This window comes from Paraburkholderia sp. WC7.3g, assembly GCF_050436345.1.
GTDB lineage: Bacteria > Pseudomonadota > Gammaproteobacteria > Burkholderiales > Burkholderiaceae > Paraburkholderia > Paraburkholderia podalyriae.
The window spans coordinates 844,497-869,989 of record NZ_JBNDMA010000001.1; the positions used below are offsets into that span (position 1 = coordinate 844,497).

The 25,493-nt window shown below is 61.9% G+C and carries 20 protein-coding genes; 11 read left to right on the forward strand and 9 right to left on the reverse strand.

What is annotated here, in order from left to right; translation table 11 throughout:
* The first annotated feature begins 18 nt into the window (after positions 1 to 18).
* The 3 genes from OKW43_RS03955 to OKW43_RS03965 are packed head-to-tail and all read left to right on the forward strand — an operon-like array spanning position 19 to position 4,141.
* Positions 19 to 1,347, forward strand: coding sequence for a c-type cytochrome (locus OKW43_RS03955; RefSeq protein ID WP_187633411.1), 1,329 nt, complete (start codon positions 19 to 21; stop codon positions 1,345 to 1,347).
* Positions 1,344 to 1,826, forward strand: a complete 483-nt coding sequence (locus tag OKW43_RS03960) for a (2Fe-2S)-binding protein (protein ID WP_187633412.1) — start codon at positions 1,344 to 1,346, stop codon at positions 1,824 to 1,826. The genes OKW43_RS03955 and OKW43_RS03960 overlap by 4 nt, the downstream gene beginning before the upstream one ends.
* Entirely contained in the window at positions 1,823 to 4,141 is a 2,319-nt protein-coding gene (locus tag OKW43_RS03965; RefSeq protein WP_429445404.1) for a molybdopterin cofactor-binding domain-containing protein, read from the forward strand. The genes OKW43_RS03960 and OKW43_RS03965 overlap by 4 nt, the downstream gene beginning before the upstream one ends.
* A gap of 120 nt (positions 4,142 to 4,261) precedes the next feature.
* Here OKW43_RS03965 and OKW43_RS03970 read toward each other — a convergent pair whose 3' ends face one another.
* Positions 4,262 to 4,735 (reverse strand): carboxypeptidase regulatory-like domain-containing protein, encoded by a 474-nt coding sequence (locus tag OKW43_RS03970; protein ID WP_429445406.1) that lies wholly within the window; start codon positions 4,733 to 4,735, stop codon positions 4,262 to 4,264.
* Between the two features lie 1,267 nt (positions 4,736 to 6,002).
* Between OKW43_RS03970 and OKW43_RS03975 the strand changes: the two genes are divergently transcribed.
* The 3 genes from OKW43_RS03975 to OKW43_RS03985 are packed head-to-tail and all read left to right on the forward strand — an operon-like array spanning position 6,003 to position 9,784.
* The gene (locus OKW43_RS03975) at positions 6,003 to 6,257 is read left to right on the forward strand and encodes a type II toxin-antitoxin system ParD family antitoxin (protein WP_187633415.1); all 255 of its coding nucleotides are present in this window, start codon (positions 6,003 to 6,005) and stop codon (positions 6,255 to 6,257) included.
* Positions 6,254 to 9,400 carry a CheR family methyltransferase gene (locus OKW43_RS03980; RefSeq protein WP_429445408.1) on the forward strand — a complete coding sequence of 1,049 codons (3,147 nt, stop codon included), beginning with the start codon at positions 6,254 to 6,256 and terminating at the stop codon, positions 9,398 to 9,400. The genes OKW43_RS03975 and OKW43_RS03980 overlap by 4 nt, the downstream gene beginning before the upstream one ends.
* Positions 9,401 to 9,409: 9 nt before the next feature.
* Entirely contained in the window at positions 9,410 to 9,784 is a 375-nt protein-coding gene (locus OKW43_RS03985) for a response regulator (RefSeq protein ID WP_187633417.1), read from the forward strand.
* A gap of 149 nt (positions 9,785 to 9,933) precedes the next feature.
* Here the strand turns inward: OKW43_RS03985 and OKW43_RS03990 are convergent, their stop codons facing one another.
* Positions 9,934 to 11,040, reverse strand: a complete 1,107-nt coding sequence (locus tag OKW43_RS03990) for a lactonase family protein (RefSeq protein ID WP_429445410.1) — start codon at positions 11,038 to 11,040, stop codon at positions 9,934 to 9,936.
* Positions 11,041 to 11,106: 66 nt separating this feature from the next.
* The gene (locus OKW43_RS03995; RefSeq protein WP_187633418.1) at positions 11,107 to 12,663 is read right to left on the reverse strand and encodes a methyl-accepting chemotaxis protein; all 1,557 of its coding nucleotides are present in this window, start codon (positions 12,661 to 12,663) and stop codon (positions 11,107 to 11,109) included.
* 450 nt (positions 12,664 to 13,113) lie between these two features.
* Between OKW43_RS03995 and OKW43_RS04000 the strand changes: the two genes are divergently transcribed.
* The gene (locus OKW43_RS04000) at positions 13,114 to 13,458 is read left to right on the forward strand and encodes a BON domain-containing protein (protein ID WP_429445413.1); all 345 of its coding nucleotides are present in this window, start codon (positions 13,114 to 13,116) and stop codon (positions 13,456 to 13,458) included.
* A gap of 207 nt (positions 13,459 to 13,665) precedes the next feature.
* Here OKW43_RS04000 and OKW43_RS04005 read toward each other — a convergent pair whose 3' ends face one another.
* Positions 13,666 to 13,953: a hypothetical protein gene (locus tag OKW43_RS04005; protein ID WP_187633420.1), complete on the reverse strand. Its 288-nt coding sequence runs from the start codon at positions 13,951 to 13,953 to the stop codon at positions 13,666 to 13,668.
* A 537-nt stretch (positions 13,954 to 14,490) separates the two neighbouring features.
* Here OKW43_RS04005 and OKW43_RS04010 point away from each other — a divergent pair.
* Entirely contained in the window at positions 14,491 to 14,775 is a 285-nt protein-coding gene (locus OKW43_RS04010; RefSeq protein WP_187633421.1) for a hypothetical protein, read from the forward strand.
* Positions 14,776 to 15,095: 320 nt separating this feature from the next.
* On the opposite strand, the gene OKW43_RS04015 is transcribed toward OKW43_RS04010, so the two are convergent.
* From OKW43_RS04015 to OKW43_RS04035, 5 genes are all read right to left on the reverse strand, one after another.
* On the reverse strand, positions 15,096 to 15,320 hold the full coding sequence (locus OKW43_RS04015) for a hypothetical protein (protein ID WP_429445415.1): 225 nt from the start codon (positions 15,318 to 15,320) through the stop codon (positions 15,096 to 15,098).
* Positions 15,321 to 15,596: 276 nt separating this feature from the next.
* Positions 15,597 to 15,800, reverse strand: a complete 204-nt coding sequence (locus OKW43_RS04020; protein WP_012428559.1) for a cold-shock protein — start codon at positions 15,798 to 15,800, stop codon at positions 15,597 to 15,599.
* A gap of 356 nt (positions 15,801 to 16,156) precedes the next feature.
* On the reverse strand, positions 16,157 to 16,516 hold the full coding sequence (locus OKW43_RS04025) for a PHB depolymerase family esterase (RefSeq protein WP_429445418.1): 360 nt from the start codon (positions 16,514 to 16,516) through the stop codon (positions 16,157 to 16,159).
* Between the two features lie 291 nt (positions 16,517 to 16,807).
* Positions 16,808 to 17,065: a DUF4148 domain-containing protein gene (locus OKW43_RS04030; protein WP_429445420.1), complete on the reverse strand. Its 258-nt coding sequence runs from the start codon at positions 17,063 to 17,065 to the stop codon at positions 16,808 to 16,810.
* Between the two features lie 1,342 nt (positions 17,066 to 18,407).
* Complete coding sequence (locus OKW43_RS04035) at positions 18,408 to 19,340, reverse strand: LysR family transcriptional regulator (RefSeq protein WP_018422346.1); 933 nt, start codon at positions 19,338 to 19,340, stop codon at positions 18,408 to 18,410.
* Positions 19,341 to 19,529: 189 nt separating this feature from the next.
* Between OKW43_RS04035 and OKW43_RS04040 the strand changes: the two genes are divergently transcribed.
* The 3 genes from OKW43_RS04040 to OKW43_RS04050 all read left to right on the forward strand — a co-directional run bounded on the left by OKW43_RS04040 (position 19,530) and on the right by OKW43_RS04050 (position 25,472).
* Entirely contained in the window at positions 19,530 to 20,330 is an 801-nt protein-coding gene (locus tag OKW43_RS04040) for a putative hydro-lyase (RefSeq protein ID WP_429445423.1), read from the forward strand.
* 151 nt (positions 20,331 to 20,481) lie between these two features.
* Positions 20,482 to 21,789, forward strand: coding sequence for an MFS transporter (locus OKW43_RS04045; RefSeq protein WP_429445425.1), 1,308 nt, complete (start codon positions 20,482 to 20,484; stop codon positions 21,787 to 21,789).
* A gap of 50 nt (positions 21,790 to 21,839) precedes the next feature.
* Entirely contained in the window at positions 21,840 to 25,472 is a 3,633-nt protein-coding gene (locus OKW43_RS04050; RefSeq protein ID WP_187633427.1) for a hydantoinase B/oxoprolinase family protein, read from the forward strand.
* Positions 25,473 to 25,493: the final 21 nt, after the last annotated feature.

The window sequence follows — 25,493 nt, forward strand, 5'->3', positions numbered from 1 at the left end:
CCTGGCGATGGAGGCTAGATGAAAGGCAGACGGGCGGTAATGGCAGGCGTGGCCGTTATCGTGGTTGCCCTGATGGGCGCATACCGCGGATACGCCGCGCATGCCGGGGAGCCCGCGCCGAGTCCCGTGACCGCACCCGTGACCGCACCCGTGGTAGCCAGCAGCGATACCGCGGCCGCGGCGCGCGGCGCGAAACTCGCCGCCGTTGGCGATTGCGTTTCGTGCCACACCGCGACGGGCGGCCAGCCCCTCGCAGGCGGACTGCCGCTGCAAACACCCTTCGGCGTCATTTACTCGACCAACATCACCCCGGACGACGACACCGGTATCGGGCGCTGGTCGCTCGACGCGTTCGCACGCGCGATGCGGCGCGGCGTGTCCAGCGACGGCCATCTGCTGTATCCCGCGTTCCCGTATCCGCACTTCACGCACATCAACGATGCCGATATCGGCTCGCTGTATGCGTGGCTGATGAGTCGCGCTCCGATCAGCGCTCCTACGCCGCACAACGAGCTGATTTTCCCGCTCGGCTTCAGGCCCATCATGGCCGTGTGGAATCTTCTTTACCTGCATACCGGCGACGAAGCAGCGCCGTCCCCGTCCGAAGCGTCAGACGTCGCACGTGGGCGTTACCTGGTCGAAAGCCTCGGTCATTGCGGCGCGTGCCACACGCCGCTCAACCGGCTCGGTGCCGAGCGCCGCGACCGCGCGCTGCAAGGCGGCACGATCGAGGGATGGGATGCTCCCGCGCTCACCGACCTCGCGGCACGCCCGACGCCCTGGACGCAGGCACAGCTCGTCAGCTATCTGCGCACCGGCCTCGCGAGCGAACATGGGGCGGCGGCGGGTTCGATGCGCCCCGTCACGCGCATGCTCGCCGACGCTTCCGCCTCCGACGTAGACGCGATTTCCGCCTATCTGCTGGCGCTGCCAGCCGGGGCCCGAAGCGGGCCCGAGCATGCCGTCGCTTCACCCCCCGCTTCCGCTGCGAGCGTGCCCGTTTCGACCTCGCCCCGCAGCGGCGCGAATCTTTTCGCGGCGGCCTGCGCATCGTGCCATGCGCAAGGCGCGCCGATGTCGACCGATGGTGCCCGACCGCCGCTGTCCCTTTCCACGGCCGTCAACGCCGACAGCCCACGCAACACGGTTCGCATCATCCTCGATGGAATCGACTGGCACGAGAGCGATAGCGCGCCCTTCATGCCATCATTCGCCAACACATTCACAGACGCGCAGATAGCGGAACTCGCCAACTACACGCGCGAACGCTTCACCGCACGCGGCTCATGGCCCTCGCTCGACGCCGACGCGGTCGCGCATTTTCGCAAGGACGGCCTGCCACGATGATCACACTCAACGTCAACGGTGTCAGTCATACGGTCGAGGTCGACCCGTCCACGCCGCTGCTCTATGTGCTGCGCAACCAGTTGCAGCTCGATGGCGCAAAGTTCGGCTGCGGTCTCGGTCAATGCGGCGCATGCACGGTCAGCGTCGGCGGCGAGCCGGTGTTCTCGTGCCTGATGCCGGTCGTGGCCATTGGCGATCGGCCAGTGGGAACCGTCGAAGGACTTGGCACCGCAGAACATCCGGGACCACTTCAGCAAGCCTTCATTAGCGAGCAAGCCGCGCAATGCGGCTATTGCATCGCCGGCATGATCATGCGCGCGCACACGCTGCTGGAGCGAACCCCGCACCCAACCGATGAACAGATTCGCCGCCACATGCAGCCGAACCTGTGCCGCTGCGGCACGCACATGCGCATTCTCGCGGCGATCCAGCAAGTCGCGACGGCTTCGCCGCGTGCGGACGGCGGAGCACAGTCGTGAGCGACGGCCGCCCATTCCCCGTCGCTCGCGACGGCGGCCCGGATGACCCCGCGCGGCGCCGCTTCGTCGTTGGCGGCTCGCTGATGGTGAGCTTCGCGATCGTGCCTGGCATGGCCGCGCTCGCGCAAACCACCACCGAAGCGGGCACTTTCACCGCGAACGCTCCGAAACTGCCGGGCAGTCTCAAAACCACGCCGTTGCTCGATGCGTGGATCAAGGTCACCCCTGACGGCCACGTGAGCGTATGCACGGGCAAAGCGGAGCTTGGCACGGGCATTCGCACCGCGCTGCTGCAGGTCGCCGCGGAAGAGCTGGATCTCGCGCCTGATGCGATCGAGCTGATCACCGCCGACACCGCCGAAACGCCGAACGAAGGCTACACTGCAGGCAGTCACACGATGGCGGACAGCGGCAGCGCGATCCTCAACGCCGCGGCTCAGGTGCGCACGCTGCTCGTCGCGAGCGCGGCCTCGCAGCTGGGCGTCGCCGCATCGGCACTCACTACACGCGACGGCGCCATCATTGCGGCCGACGGAAGACGGGTGACCTATGGCGAAGCCGTGCGTTACGCGAACCTCCATCAGAACGCACAGCCCGATGCAGCGACCAAGCCGCCATCGTCGTACGCCGTGATTGGCCATGCGCTGCCGCGCGTGGATATTCCGGGCAAGGTGACGGGCGGCGCCAGCTATGTCCAGGATCTGCGGCTGCACGGAATGCTGCATGCCCGCGTCGTCCGGCCGCCGTCTTATGGCGCGAGCCTCGTTGCAGTCGATAGCGGGCGCGTCGAGGCGCTGCCCGGCGTCATCAAGGTCGTGCACAACGGCAACTACCTCGCGGTGGTCGCCGACGACGAATGGCGCGCGATCCTCGCGATGCGTGAGCTCGCGCTCGCCGCGCAATGGCGGCCCGGGCCGCCCTTGCCCGATCCGGCGAACATCCACGCGTTGCTGATGACTCTGCCTTCACAGGAAATCGCGGTGGCCGACCAGCACGATCAGGACGAAGTGACCGGCGCGGCCGCGCCCGGGGCGACGTTGCGGGCGCGCTATTCAAGGCCGTATCTGACGCATGGCTCGATTGGGCCATCATGCGCGGTCGCGCAGCTCGACAACGGTGTGATGACCGTGTGGACGCACACGCAAGGCGTCTACCCGCTGCGTGCAGGCATCGCCGGCATGCTCGCCATGCCGCCCGGCCAGGTGCGCTGCGTGCATATGGAAGGTTCGGGGTGCTACGGACACAACGGCGCGGACGATGTCGCGGCCGACGCCGCCCTCATCGCACGGGAGCTGCCTGGCCGCCCGGTGCGCGTGCAATTCATGCGCGAACAGGAACACCTGTGGGAGCCGTTCGGCCCGGCAATGACAGTCGAGGCGAGCGCAACGTTCGATGCGGCAGGCACGATTGCCGACTGGCGTTACGAGCTATGGAGCAACACGCATAACAACCGCATCGAGAATGCGGGCCGTCTTTTGCCCGCGCAACTGCTGGCGCAACCGTTCACCCCCGCGCCGCCGAAGCCGATTCCGTTGCCGGAAGGCGGAGGCGACCGCAACAGCATTCCGCTTTACCGCGTGCCCAGCCTGCACGTACGGCATCATTTCGTGCCCGCGATGCCGATACGCGTGTCCGCCATGCGCTCGCTGGGCGCGCACATGAACGTGTTCGCGATCGAGAGCTTCATCGACGAGCTCGCCACCGCCGCGCACGTCGATCCGGTTGCATTTCGCCTCAAACATCTCGATGATCCGCGCGCCCGTGACGTCATTCGCGCCGTGGTCGATCAATTCGGCTGGCGAGCCCGCACCGGGCGAACCGGCGAGGCGAGCTCGCGCTCGCACGGTACCGGCTTTGCGTTTGCCCAATACAAGAACCTGATGGCCTACCTTGCCGTCGCGATGGACGTGACGGTCATGCGCGATACCGGCGAGCTCAGTATCGAGCGCGTCGTAGCGGCCGTCGATTGTGGGCAGATCGTGAATCCGGACGGCGTGCGCAATCAGATCGAAGGCGGCATTCTGCAAACCACGAGCTGGACGCTCTATGAAGAAACGCATTTCGACCAGCAACGCATCACGAGCTTCGACTGGAGCACTTACCCGATCATGCGCTTCTCGTCCGTACCCCGACGCGTGGACGTGCTGTTGATCGACCGGCCGGGCCTGCCATTTCTCGGTGTCGGAGAAGCGGCGCAAGGCCCGGCCGCCGCGGCGCTCGCGAACGCGATCGACGACGCGACCGGCGTGCGGATCCGCGACTTGCCGTTGCTCGGGCCAAACGGGAGGAACGTGCTCAAGCATGAGGCTTCGTGAGACTCGTTCACATTTTGTGAAAGCCGATATTCACCGGCTCCCTTTCCGACCTTCCCGGCCCCCGGTTCTTTCGCCAACCGAATACGGCACGCACGACCTTCGGCGCGCCGCCGCGAGCGCTCAGTGACTCGACGGAAACGCGAACGTCGCGCGCGCGCTGCCATTGCCGCGGACGTTCACGTTTTGCTTTCTGGTAACGCCGCTGTAGGTGGCGCTGACCGTATAGCGCCCTTGAGGCAGCCGCACGAGCATGTACGGCCCATGCGAAGTGGTATCGAGCACCGTTGCGCCGCCAGCTTTGCCAATCTGCACCTGGACGTCGGCCACATAGCTCGCACCGGGACCGGTGAACTGCAAAGACAGCGGCCATTGCCTTCGTGCCTGCCGCAGCGCGGTTGACTCGTCGCGACCGACTCCGCCGGACACGAACGATATGTCGCCCTGTTGCTGCGTCGCTGGCATGCCAGTTCTATGAATCTCGCTGGCGGTCTGCGGAGCATCCGTTTGCGCCATTGCGACGCTTGCCTGAACGAGTGTGAATGCCGCGGCGAGCAGAGTCGACGCGATCCGGGGAGCGTTTCGTTGAATTTTCATCGTGGTTGCTCCTTATAGTGTTGCCGGCTGCGGGTTAGAGTGCGTGCCCGGTCCGTCGGATGGAAGCTTCGGCGGGCTCGGCGTTGCTTCAAGCATAGGAAAGAATCGTCGATGCGTGAAGAAGCGCCAGACTAGGGCTCGCCGATCCACTGAAGTTATCCGAAAGTCCCCTCATTGGAGCGAATTCCGGTAATCCGTAAGCGATTTGACCTTGCACTGCGGTACCGGCGAATCCGGATGACACGTGGGAGATTTACGTAGCGTTGTAATTTTGAGCATGCCTGTCTCCGCAAGCCCTACCGGCACCACTTCCCCTAAATCCGCCCGCAGCGCCCGCTCGTGAAGACGCGCGAGTGTATGGGGCATGTAATTTGCGCCAATTCCAATGACCGGTCGAAGTGCAACAGGCCCGCAAGTCGCGTGCATGCCATTCACCGAAAGCCGGATTGCAGCCAGGCCAGGAGGAATCTGCGATGAAACTAACTGCGAGACATTTTGTAATTGCGGCGTCGGTCGTGCTGCTGGCGATGGGTGCATCTGGATGCAAGCGGGCGGACAACAGTAGCGCGACCAGCGGCGCAGCGGCGGGCAGTAGCGGCCCGATGGCTAACCCCGCAGCGACCGGGGCGATGGGCGCCGCAAGCGGCCCGGCGGCAGCATCGGGCGCCAGCCAATAACGGTAGACAGGTCAATATCTGCGGTGGTGATTTCCGGCACATCAGGGACTGTTTCAACGACTGGAAGCGCCAACCGCTTGTTTATCGCAGCGCGATATATGGCTGGTGATGGCAGCCTACGCGGAGTAATGTCCGTCGCGCACGGGCGCTACTGAACACGAGGCAGATGCACGCCGTACGCGGCTTCCAGCCGGTCGACGCGCCCATTTCAGCGTGTGAGTCTTGCGCCCGACGTTGCGATCCGAGCGGAGGCGCGCCCCATCGACATGCTTCTGCGTGCCCCCGGCCTGGAATAGTCCAGCTGGCTAGCGAACGTAGACGTAACTTCAACGTCGGCTCTGCGCCGCCGAACTGTGGCCATTCGATGGCGCCGGTTGAATGTCCTTTCCCAGGTCGCGCCCGAAACGGCCGTTCCCCCCGCGTCCGGGCGTTCGGGCATCACCTAACTTCACGACAACCTCGCACGATCACAGCGACGAGCTGCGCCTGGCCGAACACTGCGCGAGACAAAATCTGAAGGGAGCGCGCCCATGGACTCGGGTACGACAAGGTAGTACCGTTAGAAGGCTATGCTTTGGAGAGGGCCACCCATGTCGAGCAAATACGCACTCAGCGTGTCGCTGACGGAGCACCTGTGTCACCTTGTCAACGAGCAGGTGGCCTCGGGCCGTTACCGCACTGCGAGCGAGGTGGTGCGGGAGGCGCTTCGCCTGCTGGAATCACAGTTGTCGAACCGGGGACCGTCCACCCAGAATACCGTTGCGCCGGCCAATCGCACCCCGGCCTCGGGCACTCGCGATGACGACCGCGAACTGCCGACGCAAACGCCTGGGAGAGATTTGTGAACGATGCATCGCGGTTCCCGGTTGCCGGCGTCGGCGCCTCGGCCGGGGGAATAGAGGCGCTGGACGGTTTCTTTCGCGGGATGCCTGCCGAGCCCGGCGTTGCTCTTGTCGTCGTGACGCATCTCGGCCCGGAGCGTGAGAGCCTGCTGCACGAGATCATGGCGCGATATACGGCGCTACCGGTACAGGTCGCGGCCGACGGTATGCGGGTGGAGATAAACAGCGTCTACGTGGCGCCGTCCAATGTGGTCCTCGGGATCGGGAACGGCCATCTCCGGGTTCAGGTGCAGAGTACAAGCCGGCGCGAGCGCAAGCCCATTGACATCTTTTTCAGCGAGCTGGCAAATGACCAGGGCGAACTGGCGGTGGGCATCGTTCTGTCCGGCGGCGACTCCGATGGCACGCTCGGGATCAAGGCAGTCAAGGAGCACGGCGGTCTCACCATGGCGCAGATCGCGGACGGATTCGGGCCGCAGCACGCAAGCATGCCCGAGAGTGCGATCGCCACGGGGCTCATCGACTTTGCCGTCCCCGTTGAACAGATGGGGCCGAAACTCGCTGAATTCGCCCATAGCACCTATGTGCTGGACGATATCGCCTTCAAGGCCCAAAACGCGGCGGAACAGCAACAGATCGATGACGCGCGAAAGGAGATTTGCGGCATCCTGCGCGGCCAGCTCGGTCACGACTTCAGTGGCTACAAGGCCAAGACTTTCATGCGCCGCGTGCAGCGGCGCATGCAGGTAATCCATGCCGAGACAGTCGATGTCTATGTCGAACACCTGCGGCGCGATTCGCAGGAAGTCGGCGCACTGTTCCGCGATCTTCTGATCAACGTGACCAACTTTTTTCGCGACGCGGAAGCGTTCGAAAAGCTCGCGAATACCGTCATCCCGCGGCTTTTCGAGGAGCGCGGAGTGGACGATGTGGTGCGCGTCTGGGTCCCCGGTTGCGCGACCGGGGAAGAGGTCTACTCGCTGGGTATCCTGCTGCGCGAACACATGGATAAGCTTGCGATCGTGCCCCGGGTGCAGATCTTTGCCAGCGATATTGACGAACAGGCACTTGCAGTCGCGCGCGCAGCCAAATATCCTGGCCAGTTACTCGATAGTGTGTCCCCCGAACGCCGGGACCGCTTTTTTATTCCCGACGGCGCGAGTTATGTCGTGGCCAAAGAGGTGCGCGACCTGTGCATCTTCTCGCCGCACAGTGTGATTCGTGACCCGCCTTTCTCCCGGATCGACCTGGTCTCCTGCCGTAACCTGCTGATCTATTTCGGCCAGGATGTTCAGGGGCAGGTCATTCCGACGTTCCACTATGCGTTGCGTCCCGACGGCTACCTGTTTCTTGGCACATCGGAAAGCGTCAGTCAGTTCGACGATCTGTTTGCACCGGTCGAGAAAAAACATCGCATCTTCCGTCGCCGGTCGGTGCCCGCACCGCACCTTCGACTCCCGCTGATGGTCTCGTCGATGCGGACCGGTCGCGCGGGCGAGCTGACGGCGCGGCGCACGGAAGTTGGCGGTGTTGCACTGCGCGAGATGGTCGATGCTCAGGTGCTAGAGCGGTTTTCGCCGCCTCACGTGCTCGTCAATCGCGACGGTGATGTTGCGTACTATTCAGCGCGGACCGGCAAATATCTCGAACCGCCCGCCGGCATTCCCTCGCGTCAGATATTCACCATGGCGCGCAAGGGCATTCGCCTCGAACTACGAACGGTGTTCCGCGAAGCGGTCGAATCCGGGCGCTCGGTGACACAGGAAGGCATACCGGTTGAGGAAGACGATGGACGCGTGCAGATGGTCACTGTGACGGTCGAGCCGCTCAACAGCCGGCCCGGCGTTGAGCAGCTTTATCTGATTCTGTTCATTGATCAGGGGGCGGTCCTGAGCCGCGAAGAAGCATTAAGTCGTGCTCACGCTGCGCACGACGGCACGACGGTGCAGATGGAACGGGAGCTGCGCGACACGCGCGAGCGCCTGCAATCCGTGATCGAGGAATACGAGACCGCACTGGAGGAACTCAAGTCGTCGAACGAGGAACTTGTTTCGGTCAATGAGGAGATGCAGTCGACCAACGAAGAGCTGGAAGCGTCGAAGGAGGAACTGGTCTCGCTCAACGAGGAACTGCACACCGTCAATAGCGAACTGAACGGGAAGATCGAAGCGCTCGATCGCGCAAACAGCGATCTGCAAAACCTGTTCGAGAGCACGGCGGTCGCTACAGTTTTTCTGGACCGGCAGCTCGTGATTCGCAGCTTCACGCCCGCCATGACGAGCGTATTCAGTATCCGTCCGGCCGACCGGGGACGGCCCATTACCGACCTGGCGAGTCCGCTGAATATGCCGGAGTTTGCCAGCGATATCGCGCGCACGGTGACTGAGGGCGAAGTGATCGAGCGTCGTGTCGATAGCAACGACCAGGCGATCAATTATCTGGTCCGTCTCGCGCCCTACCGCAATGGCGACCGGCGGGCGGAAGGTGTGGTGGTCACGTTCCTGAATATTACCGGCCTCACCCACGCCGAGGCACGCCAGAAGGTGCTGATTGCGGAACTCCAGCATCGCACGCGCAATCTTCTCGCACTCGTTGAATCAATCGCGCGTCAGACCTTGCGCAAGGAGCCGCCGCTTGAAGCATTTGCCTCGCGATTGCGTGCCCTCGGGCGTCTGCAGGGGATTCTCGGGAAAGCGGCGGGCGAGCATGTCGATCTGGGCGACATCGTACGCATGGAGGTTGAAACGATCGCCGGTGTCGACGCTGACAACAATATTGCCATAAGCGGCCCGAGCGTTCCCCTCGGCCTCGAATATGTTCAGAACATCATGCTGGCCATACACGAACTCGCAACGAACGCGTTGAAATACGGAGCGCTAAAAAACCGCCAGGGGCGGCTGGATATCCGCTGGCGTGTTGAAGACATCGGGCAGGACCAGTCATTGCTACTGCTGGATTGGCGGGAAAGCGGTCTGGCCGTCCCGCCCGACCCTTCGAAACGTGGCTACGGACGACAGTTGATCGAACAGGCGCTGTCTTACTCCTTGCGGGCAAAGGCAGAACTGCTCTTTTGTGACGATGGGATTTCGTGCCGGATCGAAATGCCGTTTGATCGAAAACGTTCCAGTGCTGCCCACCAGACCTGAGGAAAACTGATGGGACAGGGTACAGAACTTCAGGGACGCCGGATACTGGTTGTCGAAGACGACTTCGTCGTTGCGCAGGCGCTTTGTGGCCTGATCGAAGAGGCCGGTGCAACGGCTGTGGGCCCGATCGGCTGGGCGGACGAGGCGCTGGCATACATCCAGTCCAATAAGGACGCCTTTAATGGCGTGGTGCTCGACGTTAATCTGCACGGGCAGAAGTCGTACCCGATCGCGGACTGGCTGACCGAGAACAGCGTCGACTTTGTCTTTACAACCGGCTATGGCGCCGAGGCGCTCGATCCTGCTTATGCCGGCTGCCCGCGGTGCGAGAAACCCTTCGATCCACGTGTTCTTTTCAGGCTGCTCGGTTCCAGCGCTCTCTAGATTGAGTCTGCGGCGTCTTCTTCGTCGAAGTTTCTGGTCGCGGCTGTTGGACGTCGCCAGGGAGCGGACGCGTCTGCACGCGACTGGCGCCCAGTGAAAGCCGAATCAGGAACGCCGTGCTCACCGCACGGCGATCCGGGAATCAAACCTCAATCGGCGTTTGTGCCGTCGAACTCAACGATTTCAACCCAGTTCGCGCCCTTGCCGACCGGATACTGTCCGATCGCACTCAACTTGCCAGTCTTACGATCGATGTTGTAAACGCCAAGGCTCGTCGACAATTGTCCGACAGCCAGCAAGTACTTGCCGGACGGATCGATATTGAATCCACGCGGTTGCTTTTCGGTCTGGTATGTACCGATACGCGTCAGCTTGCCAGAGGCAGCGTTGACCTTGTACGCCGCGAGCGTGCTCGATGTGCGCTCTGATGCAAACAGGAATCGCCCGTCCGGGGTCAGGTGGAGATCGGCCCCCCATGGATTGCCGCCGGAGAAATCGGGCGGCAGGATCGAGACTGTTTCGACCGGCTTGACGGTGTCGCGGGTGCTATCGAAGGCGAGTACGTGCAGCTTGCCGTCGAGTTCATCGATCAGGTACGTGAAGCGATGATCCGGCGAGAATACGAAGTGGCGTGGTCCCGATTTCGGCGGCAACGAATAGGCGGGCGCGGTGTCCTCGGTCAACTGCCCATTCGAGGAGTCGAACTTGAGACGAAGCCAGGCATCCGCGCCGAGTACCGACGCGAATACGAAACGGTTGTCCGGAGCGTTGCGAATCGCATGAGCCATCGGGCCGGTCTTGACGGTCTGCTGTACGTTGCCGACCACACCATCCGCGCCGATCTGATTCACCGCCAGAAGGTTGCCGCCATATGACGCGGAAAAGAGGTAACGGCCGTTTGCGTCCGTCGAGATATACGCCATGCTATCCGCAAGCGGCGCCCTGCCGAGTTCGATCAGCCGGCCATCGAGCGGATTGACCGCAAAGCTCACCACGCGATAAGGCTTCGAGCGCAGTCCTGCGTAGAGCCGGAGATGATCTGGCGAAAACGACATCGGCATCACCGTTGCCCCGACAGAAACAGTCTCCACGGGCGCAAGCGAGCCGTTCGACTTGTCGAGACTGAACACCGAGATATCCTGACTATCTGCATTCGATACATACGCGTACGTCGTGGCCTGTGAAATGCAGCAGAGGGAAGCACCGGCAATCAGAATTGCGGTGGCGCCCAGGAAGCCTTTAACGTTCATGTTCATATTCCAGTTAGAAATGATTTGAATTGTCTGAATCAACCACGGCTTTGCCTCGATCAATCGGAGCTTCTATTGCGCGGCGAGGCGGAATGCCGAGACTGCATCCGTCATTGACTGCGCCTGCTGTTCGAGCGCGCTCGCGGCAGCGGCGGCTTCTTCGACGAGTGCCGCATTCTGTTGAGTCGCCTGGTCCATCTGCGTAACCGCCTGGCCGACCTGTTCGATGCCCGTGCTCTGCTCGTTCGTTGCTGCCTTGATTTCATTCATGATGGTGGCCACGCCGCGCACGGCGCTAACAATCTCCTTCATCGCCTGACCCGCCTGCGCGACCAGGCTGTTGCCGTTAGCCACATCCTGGACCGAGACGCCGATCAAGGCCTTGATCTCTCGGGCGGCGTCCGCGCTGCGCAGAGCGAGACTGCGAACTTCGCTTGCGACCACGGCGAAGCCGCGTCCCTGCTCACCGGCCCGTGCCGATTCGACTGCCGCATTCAGCGCAAGGATATTGGTCTGAAATGCGATGCTGTCGATCATCCCGGTGATCTCGGCGATCCTGCGCGAACTCTGGCTGATTGCATTCATTGTCTGGATGGCGCGCTCGACCACTTCGCCGCCATGCTCGGCGACATCGGCTGCGCTCGAAGCCTGTGTGCTTGCCTGCTGCGCGTTATCCGCGTTCTGTTTGACGGTGGACGTCAATTGCTCCATGCTGGCCGCGGTTTCTTCCAGCGCCGCTGATTGCTGCTCTGTGCGGCTCGACAGATCCACATTGCCCGCGGCAATCTCGCGCGCGCCGCCGTAAATGGCCTCGCAACTGTTGCGCACGTTCGCCACTGTCTGAGCCAAACCACGCTGCATCCGCTGCATCGCCGCGAATAGCTGACCGATCTCGTTGCCGCTCGCCTCGGGGATGCGCGCTGTCAGATCATTCGCCGCGATTCGATCGAGCAGATTGGCGGCGTCGTTCAGCGGAGCCGTCACGATGCGCCGCAGCGCGAAATGCGAAGCGACGATCAGGGCCAGCGCCGCGCTCACTCCGAAAATAACCAGACTGACGACCCACGTATATTCGCGATCGACCTGCGCGATGGCATCGTTCGACAACGTGTTAGCCATGCTCTGGAATTTCTCGACATTCACCGAATACGCCACACCGGTTGACGTAATGTCGTGATCGTTGATAGCGGCGTAGGCGTTCGTATCGCCGGCACGCAGAGCATCGGAGGCTTTCTTCAGGATCGCGGCGAGGTTGACTGACGATTCGATCAACTGCTGCTTCAACCCGTCGTCCTGCCCACGAAAAACGGCGGCGCTTCGAAACGACTCGGTTTCCGCAGCCGCCCGGTTCATCGTCGTTTCGGCGCTCTTCAATGCCGAGTCTCGCGTCGTCTCGTCGTTGCGCTCCTTTAGCGCTGAGTAGGCTCGTGTCAACGCGGCTCGAGTGCGTGTGGAGTCCTTGTATGCGTCGTTGACGAGGATTTCCTGCGTCGCGATCTGATGGATGCGGTTGAGATTGGCATTCGCGCGGCTGAGCGTGGCGACACCGATCACGCCGCCCAGCAAAATCATCGCCGCAAAGATCAGGAAGACAGTCAGGAGACTATTTCGAACCGATACGTTTCTCATGCCGCTTTTTCAACCCGTTGTTGTACGATGACTTGTTTATCGGCAGATTAGGCGATCTCTTTAGAAAATGGGCATGCCGATAGGCTTGATGCGGGACATCAGACTTCTGCCAGACATTGGTATGCGTTCAAGCACGCTTCGCCTGACACCTTGAAACCCGCTCGCCCGGGTATTGGGAGGATCGACAGGCTCAGACATGGGAAAACTGCTTCAGATACCGTCATCAGCTAACGTATGCAGTTCGTGGGAAACTGCAATGGCGATAGTCAGATACTCGCTCTCTCGTACCTGGGCAATTGCTACGCCTGATTCACCTCGCCAAATCGACGCGAGGGGTTGCCCTGCCAATACAGGTAGCTTGTAAGCCGAGATCCGCTGTATCCGTTCGCCACTCGGCCCGCTTTTCAGCCCACCATTTAGCGCTTATCGAAGCAGGATTTCATAGCCGACATGCGAAACGCGCCTTACATCAAAAGCCGGTTGCTGATCGTCGCGGCGTTCGCGTTGCCAGCGTTCGTCTTCACCAGCGGCTGTAAGTCCACGGTGACGCCGCCCTTGACCGCGCCGGGGAAGATCGCCACTGACGACGCTGCGCTCGCCGCCCGGGTGAAGCAGGCGCTCGTCGCGGACCCGGAACTGAGATCCTTGCCGATGAGCGTCGCGACGTATCGAGGCGTCGTGCAGTTGTCTGGATACGTGGATTCGGAGGCACAGATTCAGAAAGCGCTTGCCGTGACGCGCGGCGTGCCGGGGGTGCAATCCGTGAGCAACGAACTGCTCCTCAGGCCGCAATGACGCGCGTTTGCCGGAAAACAGATGAACCAATGCTCAACGCCGGGTAAAGGGTCCGTTGCGCAGCGCAATGCTGCCATAGCGGTCGCCAAAGGGCTGGAGGTGCCGGCCACCTTTCATCTGGGAGCGACGATCAGATCGGCCATCAGGCAGAGAGTAATTCGTCGCATGGTCGAGCACATCGGTGGATGCTGCCCGTCAGCGGCGTTTTCATATGTCGATGACCGAAGCGCCGCTCACCTTTCCGTCGACGATGTCCTTTCCCTGCTGCCGGGCGGCTCGCCTTGCCGTACCGAAGTCAGAGAATGTATGCGCTAGGTTCAGCCTGAAGACCCGGCTTGCGGTGGGAATTGCTGTCGCGGCCGGACGACATATCCGTACTGCAATTTCATAACCTTCCGCGTAACGGGAATGTCCGTCAAAGCGACTGAATGTGCGGGGAAAGACAAGGGGGTGAAGTTCGTACCCCTTGTAGAGAAAAAACGGGTGTGTCGACATGTTGGTCACTCCACAGGGGGTGATTCACTATACCCCTGAACGGGCTACACCGGGCGGCGCTGAGACTGTTACCAGAATTGAATTGACCGATGGTACTGTCGCGCGTACCGTGAAAGTTAGGATTGACAAAAGCGGGGCACTGCCCGGATTGTCATGGCGTTTGCCTGGATGGCCGGGCGATGGCTGTCTGCCTCGTTCCACCTCCACGCTTACGTGGCAAACTCTTCAAGAACACCACCATCAACAGCGTCTGCCTGCCGCGCGATGAGGCTGGCCGAGGATACGGAGAGTGACCCACTTCGTGAGTTCGGGGCAGCGCGGTGCGCGATCGGACAAACGTGAGCGGAATGCCGGGTGAGGGAACGCCTGCGGAAGTTAAGCACGAAGTTCAGGTATCCGTGTACCGGACAGCTGGCCAGGAAACTCCGTTCCGGTCGCCTCGTCGGTGTCGCTCGGGGGCGTTCGGATATCTCCTTCGGCCAAACCTGCACAACGATCAAAAACGTGCTGCTTGCTGCGGCCAAAAGGAGTGACCTGATGACAACCATTCGCCATTATCGCGGTCTCGATATTTCCCTACTCGTGTATCCGCATCGCACGACTCAACCGGGATATGGTCACAACTACGAGGAAGGATTCGATGCGTCGATTCGCATCAGCGATCCGGACTCCATGACGGACAGCCCACGAAGTCGCCTATTCCGTGTGCCCGGCAAGAGGCCCTTCTTGAATGCCGGCGACGCAAGGCGCGCGTCAGTGGCCTACGCCGAAATGCTGATTGATACTGACGGCTTTGATCGCAGCACCCTGGAATCCCCCTGACTGCTAGAGCCAGAACCGGAATCTATGCAGAAGGTACCCGTGTTCGTGCGCGCCAGGGACACGCCTTAAACAGTGTGCATTGCCGTCCGCCCGCGCCTGCGTTCTCACTTCGACCTGCTCTGAAAGCTCAAGAGTGTCGTCGACTTCGATGTCGTGCGTAAATTGCCAAAGACATCGATATGGAAAATCCAGAGGTTCGCACTGAGCGCCGGCTCAAATCGGAAGGTAACCGATCGATCGCGCGTGATATTTTCGCGCGCCTTATTGCACGAGTCCTGATGGCTAAGATGCGTTGAGCGTGCTGAACTGGGGCGTTGCCTTTAACCGCGCGTGTCGACCCAGTTGCGTGCCCAACGTGTCGAGTGCTGCAACGCCTGCTCCTCACTCGTGAAGTAATCTAGCGAATAGAACTGGTAACGGCCGTCGGCGCGCTCGCTATCGGCGCGCTCGAGCAGCAGGTTGGAGGAAAAACTACCGTCGGGCAAACGATGCGCCGAAGGCTGGACGGCATAGCCGTTGTATTTTTGAATTTGTGTGTTCTGCATTTTAGTTTTAATAATGTCGAGTGCGCGCGTGCCTTGCGGAATGTGCAGGGGCGCGTCGATTCAAAGGCATCTCAGGCCGAATCTGGAGCAGTCGGAAAGCGAAGACATGGCGCGAATGCCAGAGGGGAAAATGAGCGCAACGAGACGTATGGCGCTTGGCAAGCTGCTGGGTAAACAGATACAGCGAGGGGCGAACGCGTCACTTCAGGAAACAACGCTTCGCGAGGATGTCGCTGCAACCCGGCGTCCGTCGCGGAACGCCGGGCTCTTCAAACTTTACAGCGGCTTGATGTTAGCTGCCTGCAGACCCTTCGGGCCTTGCTTCGTTTCGAAGCTCACCTTCTGATTTTCAGCCAGCGTCTTGAAGCCGTCGCCGCTGATTTCGGAGAAGTGAGCGAAAAGGTCGTCACCGCCCTTGTCCGGGGTGATGAAGCCAAAGCCTTTGCTGTCGTTGAACCACTTAACGGTACCGGTATCCATGAAGAATCCTTGAAAAAAATGGGGAAAATGTGCTCCGTTGAAGAGCGTATGAAGAGTCAAGGAGGGAGAGGACAACGAATACCGCTGAGGAGCGAGCAATTGATGAACAGCAATCGAACTTCTTGAACTTCAGACGACAGCCTAACCGCCCGGTGGTACCAGCGTCAATACTTATCTTGTAATTGTTCCACGAGGCGGCCCGTTTTGCGGACGAAGCGATCCAACGACCGGATGCGCCGCTCGAAGCTGCGAAGCGGCACGCCTCGATCGATTTACGGATTGGCATACCATTTCGCTGTGCCTGTATGGCCGACATACACTATATGCAGAACGGGCGCCACGTTGTCGCAACGCAGTTAGCACAAGACAGGACGACACTGTTGCCAAGCGGATGATGAAGGAAGAAGCGCAGCATTTCTGCACTTGCATCCGGACCTGTGGGGGCCTGAGGCCGCCTCGGAAAAAAGACCGTGCCCTGTTGCCCGCGCCAGCCTTTCGGGCATATTTGCCGCTTTTCTTCGCCGCGAGCCCGAAGTTAGATTGTGCGCGCATCGACCCGGAAGACCGGAATGCACACCGGCCGCGGCATACAGCTCGGGAGGCTCGGCGATCATGATCGCCGCCATTGCGGCCCCTGCGGACATCCCCGCGACATACGCGCGCGTAGGATCGACGTTGTGGGTTGCGATGATTTCGCGTGTGATGCCAGCGATCAACGACGGCTCGCCGCTCTCGCGGTGCTGTAGCGCAATGCGTTGCGCGAGAAATACGGTGGCACCGGCTACTGAAAGTGCATATGGTCATGCGACTGGTCGCAAGGCTTAACCCGTCAGACGACGCCACCATCATTTTCCCACGCCCTTCAGCGCCACTCTCGGGCCTTCGGTTTCGCATTCATCGTCCGCGCTCTCGCGACAGTATCCCTGCCATTTTCCAGGACCGCAGATGAAAGATGACGACCAGGATGGCAAGCCTCAGACCCGAGCGGTGCGAGCAGGCACCTTGCTTCATTGCCCACCATACTCGGCGTTTAAGCGGTCGAGTTCGCCCGATTGGCGTGCTTGCTCAAGCTCATGCTTGACCTGGGCTCGGGTCTTTCCCATTGGAGCGCCAGCGTCGCTCCTCGTGGCGGTCACACCACCCACAGAGTCTGTCGAAGACACGGCGGGACCTCTGGGCTGCGTTGCAGGCGCCATATCTTGCGCCTGGATGTATCCGAATGCGAGAACCGCGGCGATAGCTGCCGCGACTTTAAGCGGTTTCATATCTATGTACTCCACAAAGTTCAATTGGTTTGGTTTCTTGAACCGGCCAATAGAGCCGCTATTTCAAATGCGGCCCCCCGGAACTATCACGGCACGGGCAAAGCGGTCGGACGATAAACCGCGGTGGGACACTCCCCGGCTGCGCTCCGACTTAGTTGCCGAAAAAAAGTCGCATTGAGGCCTCGGCTGACCCACCTACCGCTTAAAACGAGACTCGAGCAACAACCAATAGACCTTTTCTCGCTCCCTGCTGATTCTTGCTTTCGCTCCGCCAAATGCCATACAGCGTCGTCTCCGACGCTGTATGGCCGAGCAAATGCGAAGTTGGCTTGTGGCACCGTTTGTGCCCAAAGCCGAACTTATTCGATGACTATCTGGTAATGACGCGAGGCTGGTACCGGGCGGGGCAGAAGGATGCGCAATAAGTGCGCTGGCGAAAGGACGTTGTAAAGTCGAGCCAATAAGACCTTGCTGCTTTAATGTTATAGGACGCAAAGACCGTGACTGCTAGCGGAATCGAGAATCGCCAAATCAGGGGCGACAGTCGCGCCTGGTCGCGTTCGCCGGTCCGACGCCCCATGACGCTGAGGACGCGACTCCGGTCAAGGCATCGCTCACCGCCGCGCCGCCCGTTGATATCGGCAGGTCTTGAGTGATTGATTAGACGGCCTGCACAACCGAGAGCTTGGCTGTGTCGACTACCCGGTGCGCTGATTCCCATGAATCGTATTGACGCTCAAGCACCCTCTTCCATGTGGGCAGCAGTTTCATCACGGTATAGCACGACTGCCACAGTTGAGGCACGCTCTGACGCGTCGGGCGAGCGCGAACACCTGAATGTCACGGTAGTCGTAATGGAAGATGCTTGCATTAGCCGTTAGCCGTTAGCCGTTTATCGAACCATTCGCTCTTGATGCCAACTTCGTAGTCGGTCAGATACGCTGGCGTAACGGCGGACACTATGCTTTGCGTATATGCTGCCGTTATAACCTCCTGAACGGAAGCCGCGCGCATAGCGAAAATAGGCGCGCACGTTATTACAGATCGCGTATTCCGGCGTCAGGTCCCAGGTCGACGCACGCCATGTGCTGGTCAGATCCTCCTTCGACAATGACTGGAGCAGTCAGCGGCAATCGAATACGCTGATGGCAGAGAAACCTCGCATGGCGAACCGCTCCTATGTTCTCCCGCATGTGCATTGCCCGCGCCCAGTTCGTCGTTCTGTCGTGGGCCACGTGTTCTTTTCCTGGCTCAGCCGGCGCCATTGGCCATCTACAGACGCTCATCCATGCTTTCGTACGATGTTCGATCCGTTGAATCCGCCACTCGCAAGAGCCGGGCTCTACAGCCGCTCGATCAAGCGTCGGTCTCCCTGCTCGCAGTATTCGTGACACGCCGCACGTGCCGCGTTAGCTGCGCCGTGCACGAAAAGCGGCGCATCCGCGCGTCGGGACATCGACACCACGATGGACGGCGGCGAGGGCTGCAGCGGCAGTTCGACCACCTCGCCTCGCGCGATCAGATCATCGACGAAAAGACGCGGAATTGCCGCCACGCCGAAGCCATCGCGCACGAGTTGCACGATCACCGAAATCGATGGTGAACCCGTAATGCGCGTATCCGCGAGCGGCACGCCGTTGGCGAGCGCGAGCTTGCTGACGATGTCCTCCAGTGCGCGATGAGGCGCCGTCCCGCGCCCGAATGTGAGGATCGGATGACGCAGCACGCGTTTCGCGAGTCCGCTGCGCGAAGGCGGTAGCAGCCCCGCTCGCGCAATCCAGTGCACCGGATAGTTCGCGAGCGCATCGCATACGATCGATTCCTCGTCGCTGCCTTCCACGCGAACGATGAGGTCGAGTTCGCCCGCCATCAGACGCCGCTGCAGCACCACACTGACATCCACAGCAAGCTCCACTTCGAGCTGCGGATAGTCCTTCGAGAGCCGCCGCATATAGTCGGCAAGCCAGCTATGCACGACCGTCTCGATCACGCCGAGTCGCAACTTGCCGCGCATCGCGCCTTCATGTGACGCGGCGGCCTGCAACTGGCGCGTCGCCTCGACCACGGCCTTCGCGTAGCCGAGCAGATATTCGCCGTTCGGCGTGAGCCGAAATTCGCGGCTCTCGCGATCGACGAGCACGGTATGCAATTCGTCTTCCAGTGCCTTCAGGCGCTGCGAGATCGCGGCCGGCGTGGCGTGAAGCGCGGTCGCCGTAGTGCGGAAACTGCGCAGCTTGGCAAGCGTGACGAAGGTTTCGAGGAAGCGTGTATTCATAAGCCAAAGGTGGGCGATGCAACGGGAGCCAACCGCTCCAAAAATCTCAACATGACTCGGGAAAACCCGCGATTCCGTTAAGAAATTCTATCCACCTCGGGCAAAGAAAACTAGCTGGCGTCACATTTTCTTCTTTTCTATGCTTCGCCTGACGGTAGGCAAAACGCATCGCCCACCGCAGATAAACCGATGCAACCGCCAGAGCACGCTAAGACCATGACTCCATTCGAATTCCGCCAGGCCGTCCGTCACCGCGACTTCCGTGGCCCGACGGCCGGCCATTGCGGCGACTACGCGCAAGCCAATCTCGCGATCCTGCCCGCTGCGCACGCGCATGATTTCCTGCGCTTTTGCCATGCCAATCCGAAGCCATGTCCGCTGCTCGGCGTGGGCGAGGCTGGCGACTTCCGCGTGCCGATGCTCGGGCGCGACATCGACATCCGCACAGACGTGCCCGCGTACAACGTCTATCGCGACGGCGACCTGAGCGAGCGTGTCGAATCGATCGAAGCAATCTGGCAGGACGATTTCGTTGTATTTGCAATTGGCTGTTCGTTCTCGTTCGAGCACATGCTCGCGAAGGAAGCCATCGGCCTGCGCCACGTGGAAGAAGGCCGCAACGTGCCGATGTACCGCACCAACATACCGAACCAGCGGGCGGGCGTGTTCGGCGGCGAACTCGTCGTGTCGATGCGGCCGCTGCGCGGCGCCGACGCGATCCGTGCCGTGCAGATCACGAGCCGCTTTCCGTGCGTGCATGGCGCGCCCGTGCATATCGGCGATCCAGCGGAACTCGGCATCGTCGATCTCGCGCGCCCCGAGTTCGGCGACGCGGTGACGATCCGCGCGGGCGAACTGCCTGTCTACTGGGCTTGCGGCGTGACGCCGCAAACGGCACTGATGGCCGCGAAGCTGCCGCTCGCGGTTGCGCACGCGCCGGGCCACATGCTGATGACGGATATCACCAACGCGTCGCTGGCTGTTTTCTGACCGTCCCGGCGGCGCGCGCGGCGCCGTCGCGTAACAAGCGATTCACAGCACCTTGAAGCCATGCGGCCGCGCGGCCCGGAGGGAATGACGCATCCCTACGTTCGTGCGTGGCTTCGATCGTTACCCATGCGTCTATCCATAGGAGCAGCAGATGGACAGCAAGACACTCACGGCGAGCGCAGACGATGCCGCCGACATGAAGTCAGGAACGGGAAGCCCGCAGCTTTCCTGGTATGCCGAAGCCGGTCCGCGCGCGCGTCGCGCGTTCTGGAGTTGCAAGATCGGCTACATGCTCGACGGCATGGACACGCAGATGCTTTCCTTCGTCATCCCGACGCTCGTCGCGACCTGGGGCATCTCGCTCGCGGACGCGGGCTTCATCGGCACGTTGACGCTGCTGTCCTCTGCGCTCGGCGGCTGGATTGCCGGTATTCTTTCCGATCGCATCGGCCGTGTGCGCACGTTGCAACTCACCGTCTTGTGGTTCGCCGTGTTCACCGGCCTATGCGGCCTCGCGCAGAACTACGGCCAGTTGCTCGCGGCTCGCGCGTTGATGGGCTTCGGCTTCGGCGGCGAGTGGACGGCGGGCGCGGTGCTGATCGGCGAAGTGATCCGCGCGCGCGACCGCGGCAAGGCGGTCGGTCTCGTGCAGTCGGGCTGGGCGCTCGGCTGGGGCATGGCGGCCCTGCTCTACGCGGTGCTGTTCTCCGTGGTGGCGCCTGAAATCGCGTGGCGCGCATTGTTCCTGATCGGACTCGTCCCTGCCCTGCTCGTGCTCGCGATCCGCCGCTATGTGAAGGAACCTGAAGTATTCGAACAGGCCAAGGTTCAGCAGCAGGACACTCAAGACACGCCGCGCTTCACTGAGATCTTCTCTCCCAAGCTGCTTTCGACGACACTGCGCGCCGCACTGCTTACGACGGGCGCACAGGGCGGCTACTACGCGATCACGACGTGGCTGCCGACTTTCCTCAAGACCGAACGCCATCTCACGGTGATGGGCACGGGCGGCTATCTGGCGACGATCATCGCGGGCTCGTATGCGGGGTATCTGTGCAGCGCATGGCTCACGGACCGCATCGGCCGCAAGCCGAACTTCATTTTGTTCGCGGTGGGCTCGATGGCGATTGCCTTCGTGTACACCTCGCTGCCGCTCACGAATGCATCGATGCTGTGGCTCGGCTTTCCGCTCGGCTTTTTCGCGTCGGGCATTTTTTCCGGCATGGGCGCGTTTCTCACCGAACTGTTTCCGACACGTGTGCGCGGCTCGGGCCAGGGGTTTTGCTACAACGTCGGACGCGCGATCGGGGCGCTGTTTCCGGTGCTGATCGGCGTGCTGTCGAGCCGTTTCGGCCTGGGCACGAGCATCGGGATTTTCGCCGTGGCCGCGTATGGCGTACTGATCATCGCCGCGCTGACGCTGCCCGAGACGCGCGGCCGCGAACTCGAATCAGCCTGATTTTCACCTTGCGCACACCACTACCACTTTCGCATCACGACCACGACACCATGAAGCACGATTACGCCTCCGATGTTTGCACACCGTCCCGATGGCAGTTCTGGATCGACCGCGGCGGCACGTTCACCGATATCGTCGCGCGCTGCCCCGATGGCACGCTCACCACGCACAAGCTGCTTTCGGAAAACCCGGAGCAGTATCGCGATGCGGCTGTCGCCGGGATTCGCCATTTGCTTGGCCTGCGAGCCGGAGAACCCATTACGTCGCGCGACGTCGAGATGGTCAAAATGGGCACGACGGTCGCGACCAACGCGCTGCTCGAACGCAAGGGCGAGCCCGTAGCGCTCGTCACCACGCGAGGCTTGCGCGATGTGTTGCGGATTGCGTATCAGAACCGCCCCCGCCTGTTCGATCTCGACATCGCGTTGCCGGAAGCGCTCTATGAAAGCGTGGTGGAAATCGACGAACGTGTGAGCGCGCAAGGCGAAGTGATCGCGACGCTCGATCGCGCGGCAGCGGAGCGCGCACTGCGCGAGGTCTACGACAAGGGCATCCGCGCGCTCGCGATCGTGCTGATCCACGGTTATCGCCACACGTCGCATGAAAGCGAGCTTGCGGATCTGGCGCGCCGAATCGGCTTCACTCAGATCTCGGTTTCCCACGAAGTCTCGCCGCTGATGAAGATGGTCTCGCGCGGCGATACGACCGTGGTGGATGCCTATCTGTCGCCCATCCTGCGCCGATATGTGGATCAGGTCGCCAGCGAAATGCCGGGCGTGAACCTGCAGTTCATGCAGAGCAGCGGCGGACTGACACGCGCCGATGTATTTCAGGGCAAAGATGCGATTCTCTCCGGCCCGGCGGGCGGTATCGTCGGCATGGTGCGCGCGGCACAGGCAGCGGGCTTCGAGCGCGTGATCGGCTTCGACATGGGCGGCACGTCGACGGACGTCTCACACTTCAACGGCGAGTTCGAGCGCGTATTCGAAACGCAGGTGGCAGGCGTGCGGATGCGCGCGCCGATGATGAGCATCCATACGGTGGCGGCAGGTGGCGGCTCGGTGCTCGGCTTCGACGGCGCCCGGCTGCGTGTCGGCCCCGACTCGGCGGGCGCCAATCCGGGTCCAGCGGCGTACCGGCGCGGCGGACCGCTCGCGGTCACCGACTGCAACGTGATGCTCGGCAAGATTCAGCCGGACTATTTCCCGCGCGTCTTCGGTCCGAACGCGAACGAGCCCCTCGATCGCGAGGTCGTCGCTGAACGCTTTCGGGCACTCGCCGATGAGATTTTCGCGGCTACGGGTCAGCGTCGCACACCAGAAGAGCTCGCTGAAGGTTACCTGGAGATCGCCATTGGCAGCATGGCTAACGCGATCAAGAAAATTTCAGTGCAACGCGGCCACGACGTCTCGCAGTATGTGCTGACGACTTTCGGCGGCGCGGGCGGCCAGCATGCGTGCGGTGTGGCCGACGCGCTCGGCATGACGCGGGTGTTCGCGCATCCGCTTGCGGGTGTGCTCTCCGCTTACGGTATGGGCCTCGCGGATCAGACGGCGATGCGCGAGCGAGCGCTCGAAATCTCGCTCGACGACTCATCGCTTGCGACGCTGGAAGCCGCGCTCGATGCGCTCGCGGCCGATGCCACCAGCGCACTGCTCGCACAGGGCGTCGACGCCGCGCGTATCACGACCGAGCGACGTGTCCATCTGCGCTATCAGGGCACCGATTCGTCGCTCGCAGTGCCAGCGGGCAGCGTCGATGCGATGCGCGCCGCTTTCGAAGCTGGGTATCGTCAACGCTATGCGTTTCTGATGGCAGATACGCCGCTCGTCGCGGAACTCGCTTGCGTCGAAGCGATCGGCCATTCCGACGCGCCAGTCGATGCCGCCAGCCTGCCGCAGCGCGCGGCGGGCGACGCGGCCCATGCGCAGTCGGTTGTGCGCATGTATTCGGGCGGTAGCTGGCACGACGCATCGCTCTACCAGCGCGAAACGCTGTGCGCAGGCGACACGCTCGACGGCCCGGCGATCATCGCCGAAAAGAACGGCACGACCGTGGTCGAGCCAGGATGGCAGGCGGTGCTGACCGTTCAAGGCAACGTAGTGATGACGCGCGTGCAACCGCTGCCCACGCGCCGCTCGATCGGCACCGAGGCCGACCCTGTGCGCCTCGAAATATTCAACAATCTGTTCATGTCGATTGCCGAGCAGATGGGATTGCGTCTGCAAAACACGGCGTATTCGGTGAACATCAAGGAGCGCCTCGACTTCTCGTGCGCGATCTTCGACGCTGCTGGCAATCTGATTGCGAACGCGCCGCACATGCCCGTGCATCTGGGATCGATGGGCGAGAGCATCAAGACCGTCATCGAGCGAAATCGCGGCGCGATGCGCGACGGCGATGTGTTCATGCTCAACGACCCGTATCACGGCGGCACACATTTGCCCGACGTGACCGTCATCACGCCCGTGTTCGCAGACGGGTCGGCCGAGCCGCTCTTCTACGTCGGCTCGCGCGGCCATCATGCGGATATCGGTGGAATCACACCCGGTTCGATGCCAGCCGCTTCGTCGCATATCGAAGAAGAAGGCGTGTTGGTCGATAACTGGCAGCTTGTTTCAGCGGGCGTGCTGCGCGACGCCGAAACACGCGCGCTGCTCGCGTCCGGCCGCTATCCGGCACGCAACGTCGCACAGAACATGGCCGATCTGCGCGCGCAGATCGCAGCGAACCAGAAGGGCGTGGACGAGCTGCGCCGCATGGTCGCGCAATTCGGCCGCGACGTGGTGCTCGCCTTCATGCAGCACGTGCAGGACAACGCCGAAGAAGCGGTGCGCCGCGTGATCGGCGCTCTCAAGAACGGCGCGTACCGTTACGAACTCGATAACGGCGCGGTGATCGACGTCGCCATTCGCGTCGATGCCGCGACGCGCAGTGCGACCGTGGACTTCAGCGGAACGTCCGTGCAACTGCCGAACAACTTCAACGCGCCGAAGGCGGTCTGCATGGCAGCCGTGCTGTATGTGTTCCGCACGCTCGTCGGCGACGACATCCCGCTCAACGCGGGTTGCCTGAAGCCCCTCACGGTGATCGTCCCGGACCGCTCGATGCTCAATCCGGTCTATCCGGCAGCGGTGGTCTCGGGCAACGTGGAGACATCGTCCGCGATTACGAATGCGCTGTATGGTGCGCTGGGCATCGTCGCGTCCAGTCAGGGCACGATGAACAACTTCACGTTCGGCGACGCGCGCTACCAGTACTACGAGACGATCGCAGGCGGCAGCGGCGCGGGCGATGGCTTCTGCGGCGTCGACGCGGTACAGACGCACATGACCAACTCGCGCCTGACCGATCCCGAAGTGCTCGAATGGCGCTATCCCGTGCGGCTCGAGTCGCACCTGATCCGCGCGGAGTCGGGCGGTGCCGGACGCTGGTGCGGCGGTAACGGCGCGATCCGGCGCATCCGCTTTCTCGCGCCGATGACCGCGTCGATTCTCTCGAACAACCGCATTCACGCGCCTTTCGGCGCGGCAGGTGGACGCGCGGGAAGGCGGGGCAGCAATCGCGTCGAGCGCGCGGACGGCGAGATCGTCGCATTGGGCCATATCGCGAGCGTCGAGATGGCCGCGGGCGACGTGTTCGTGGTGGAAACGCCGGGTGGCGGCGGTTTCGGGGAAGCGTAATGGCTCGCACCGCCGATACCG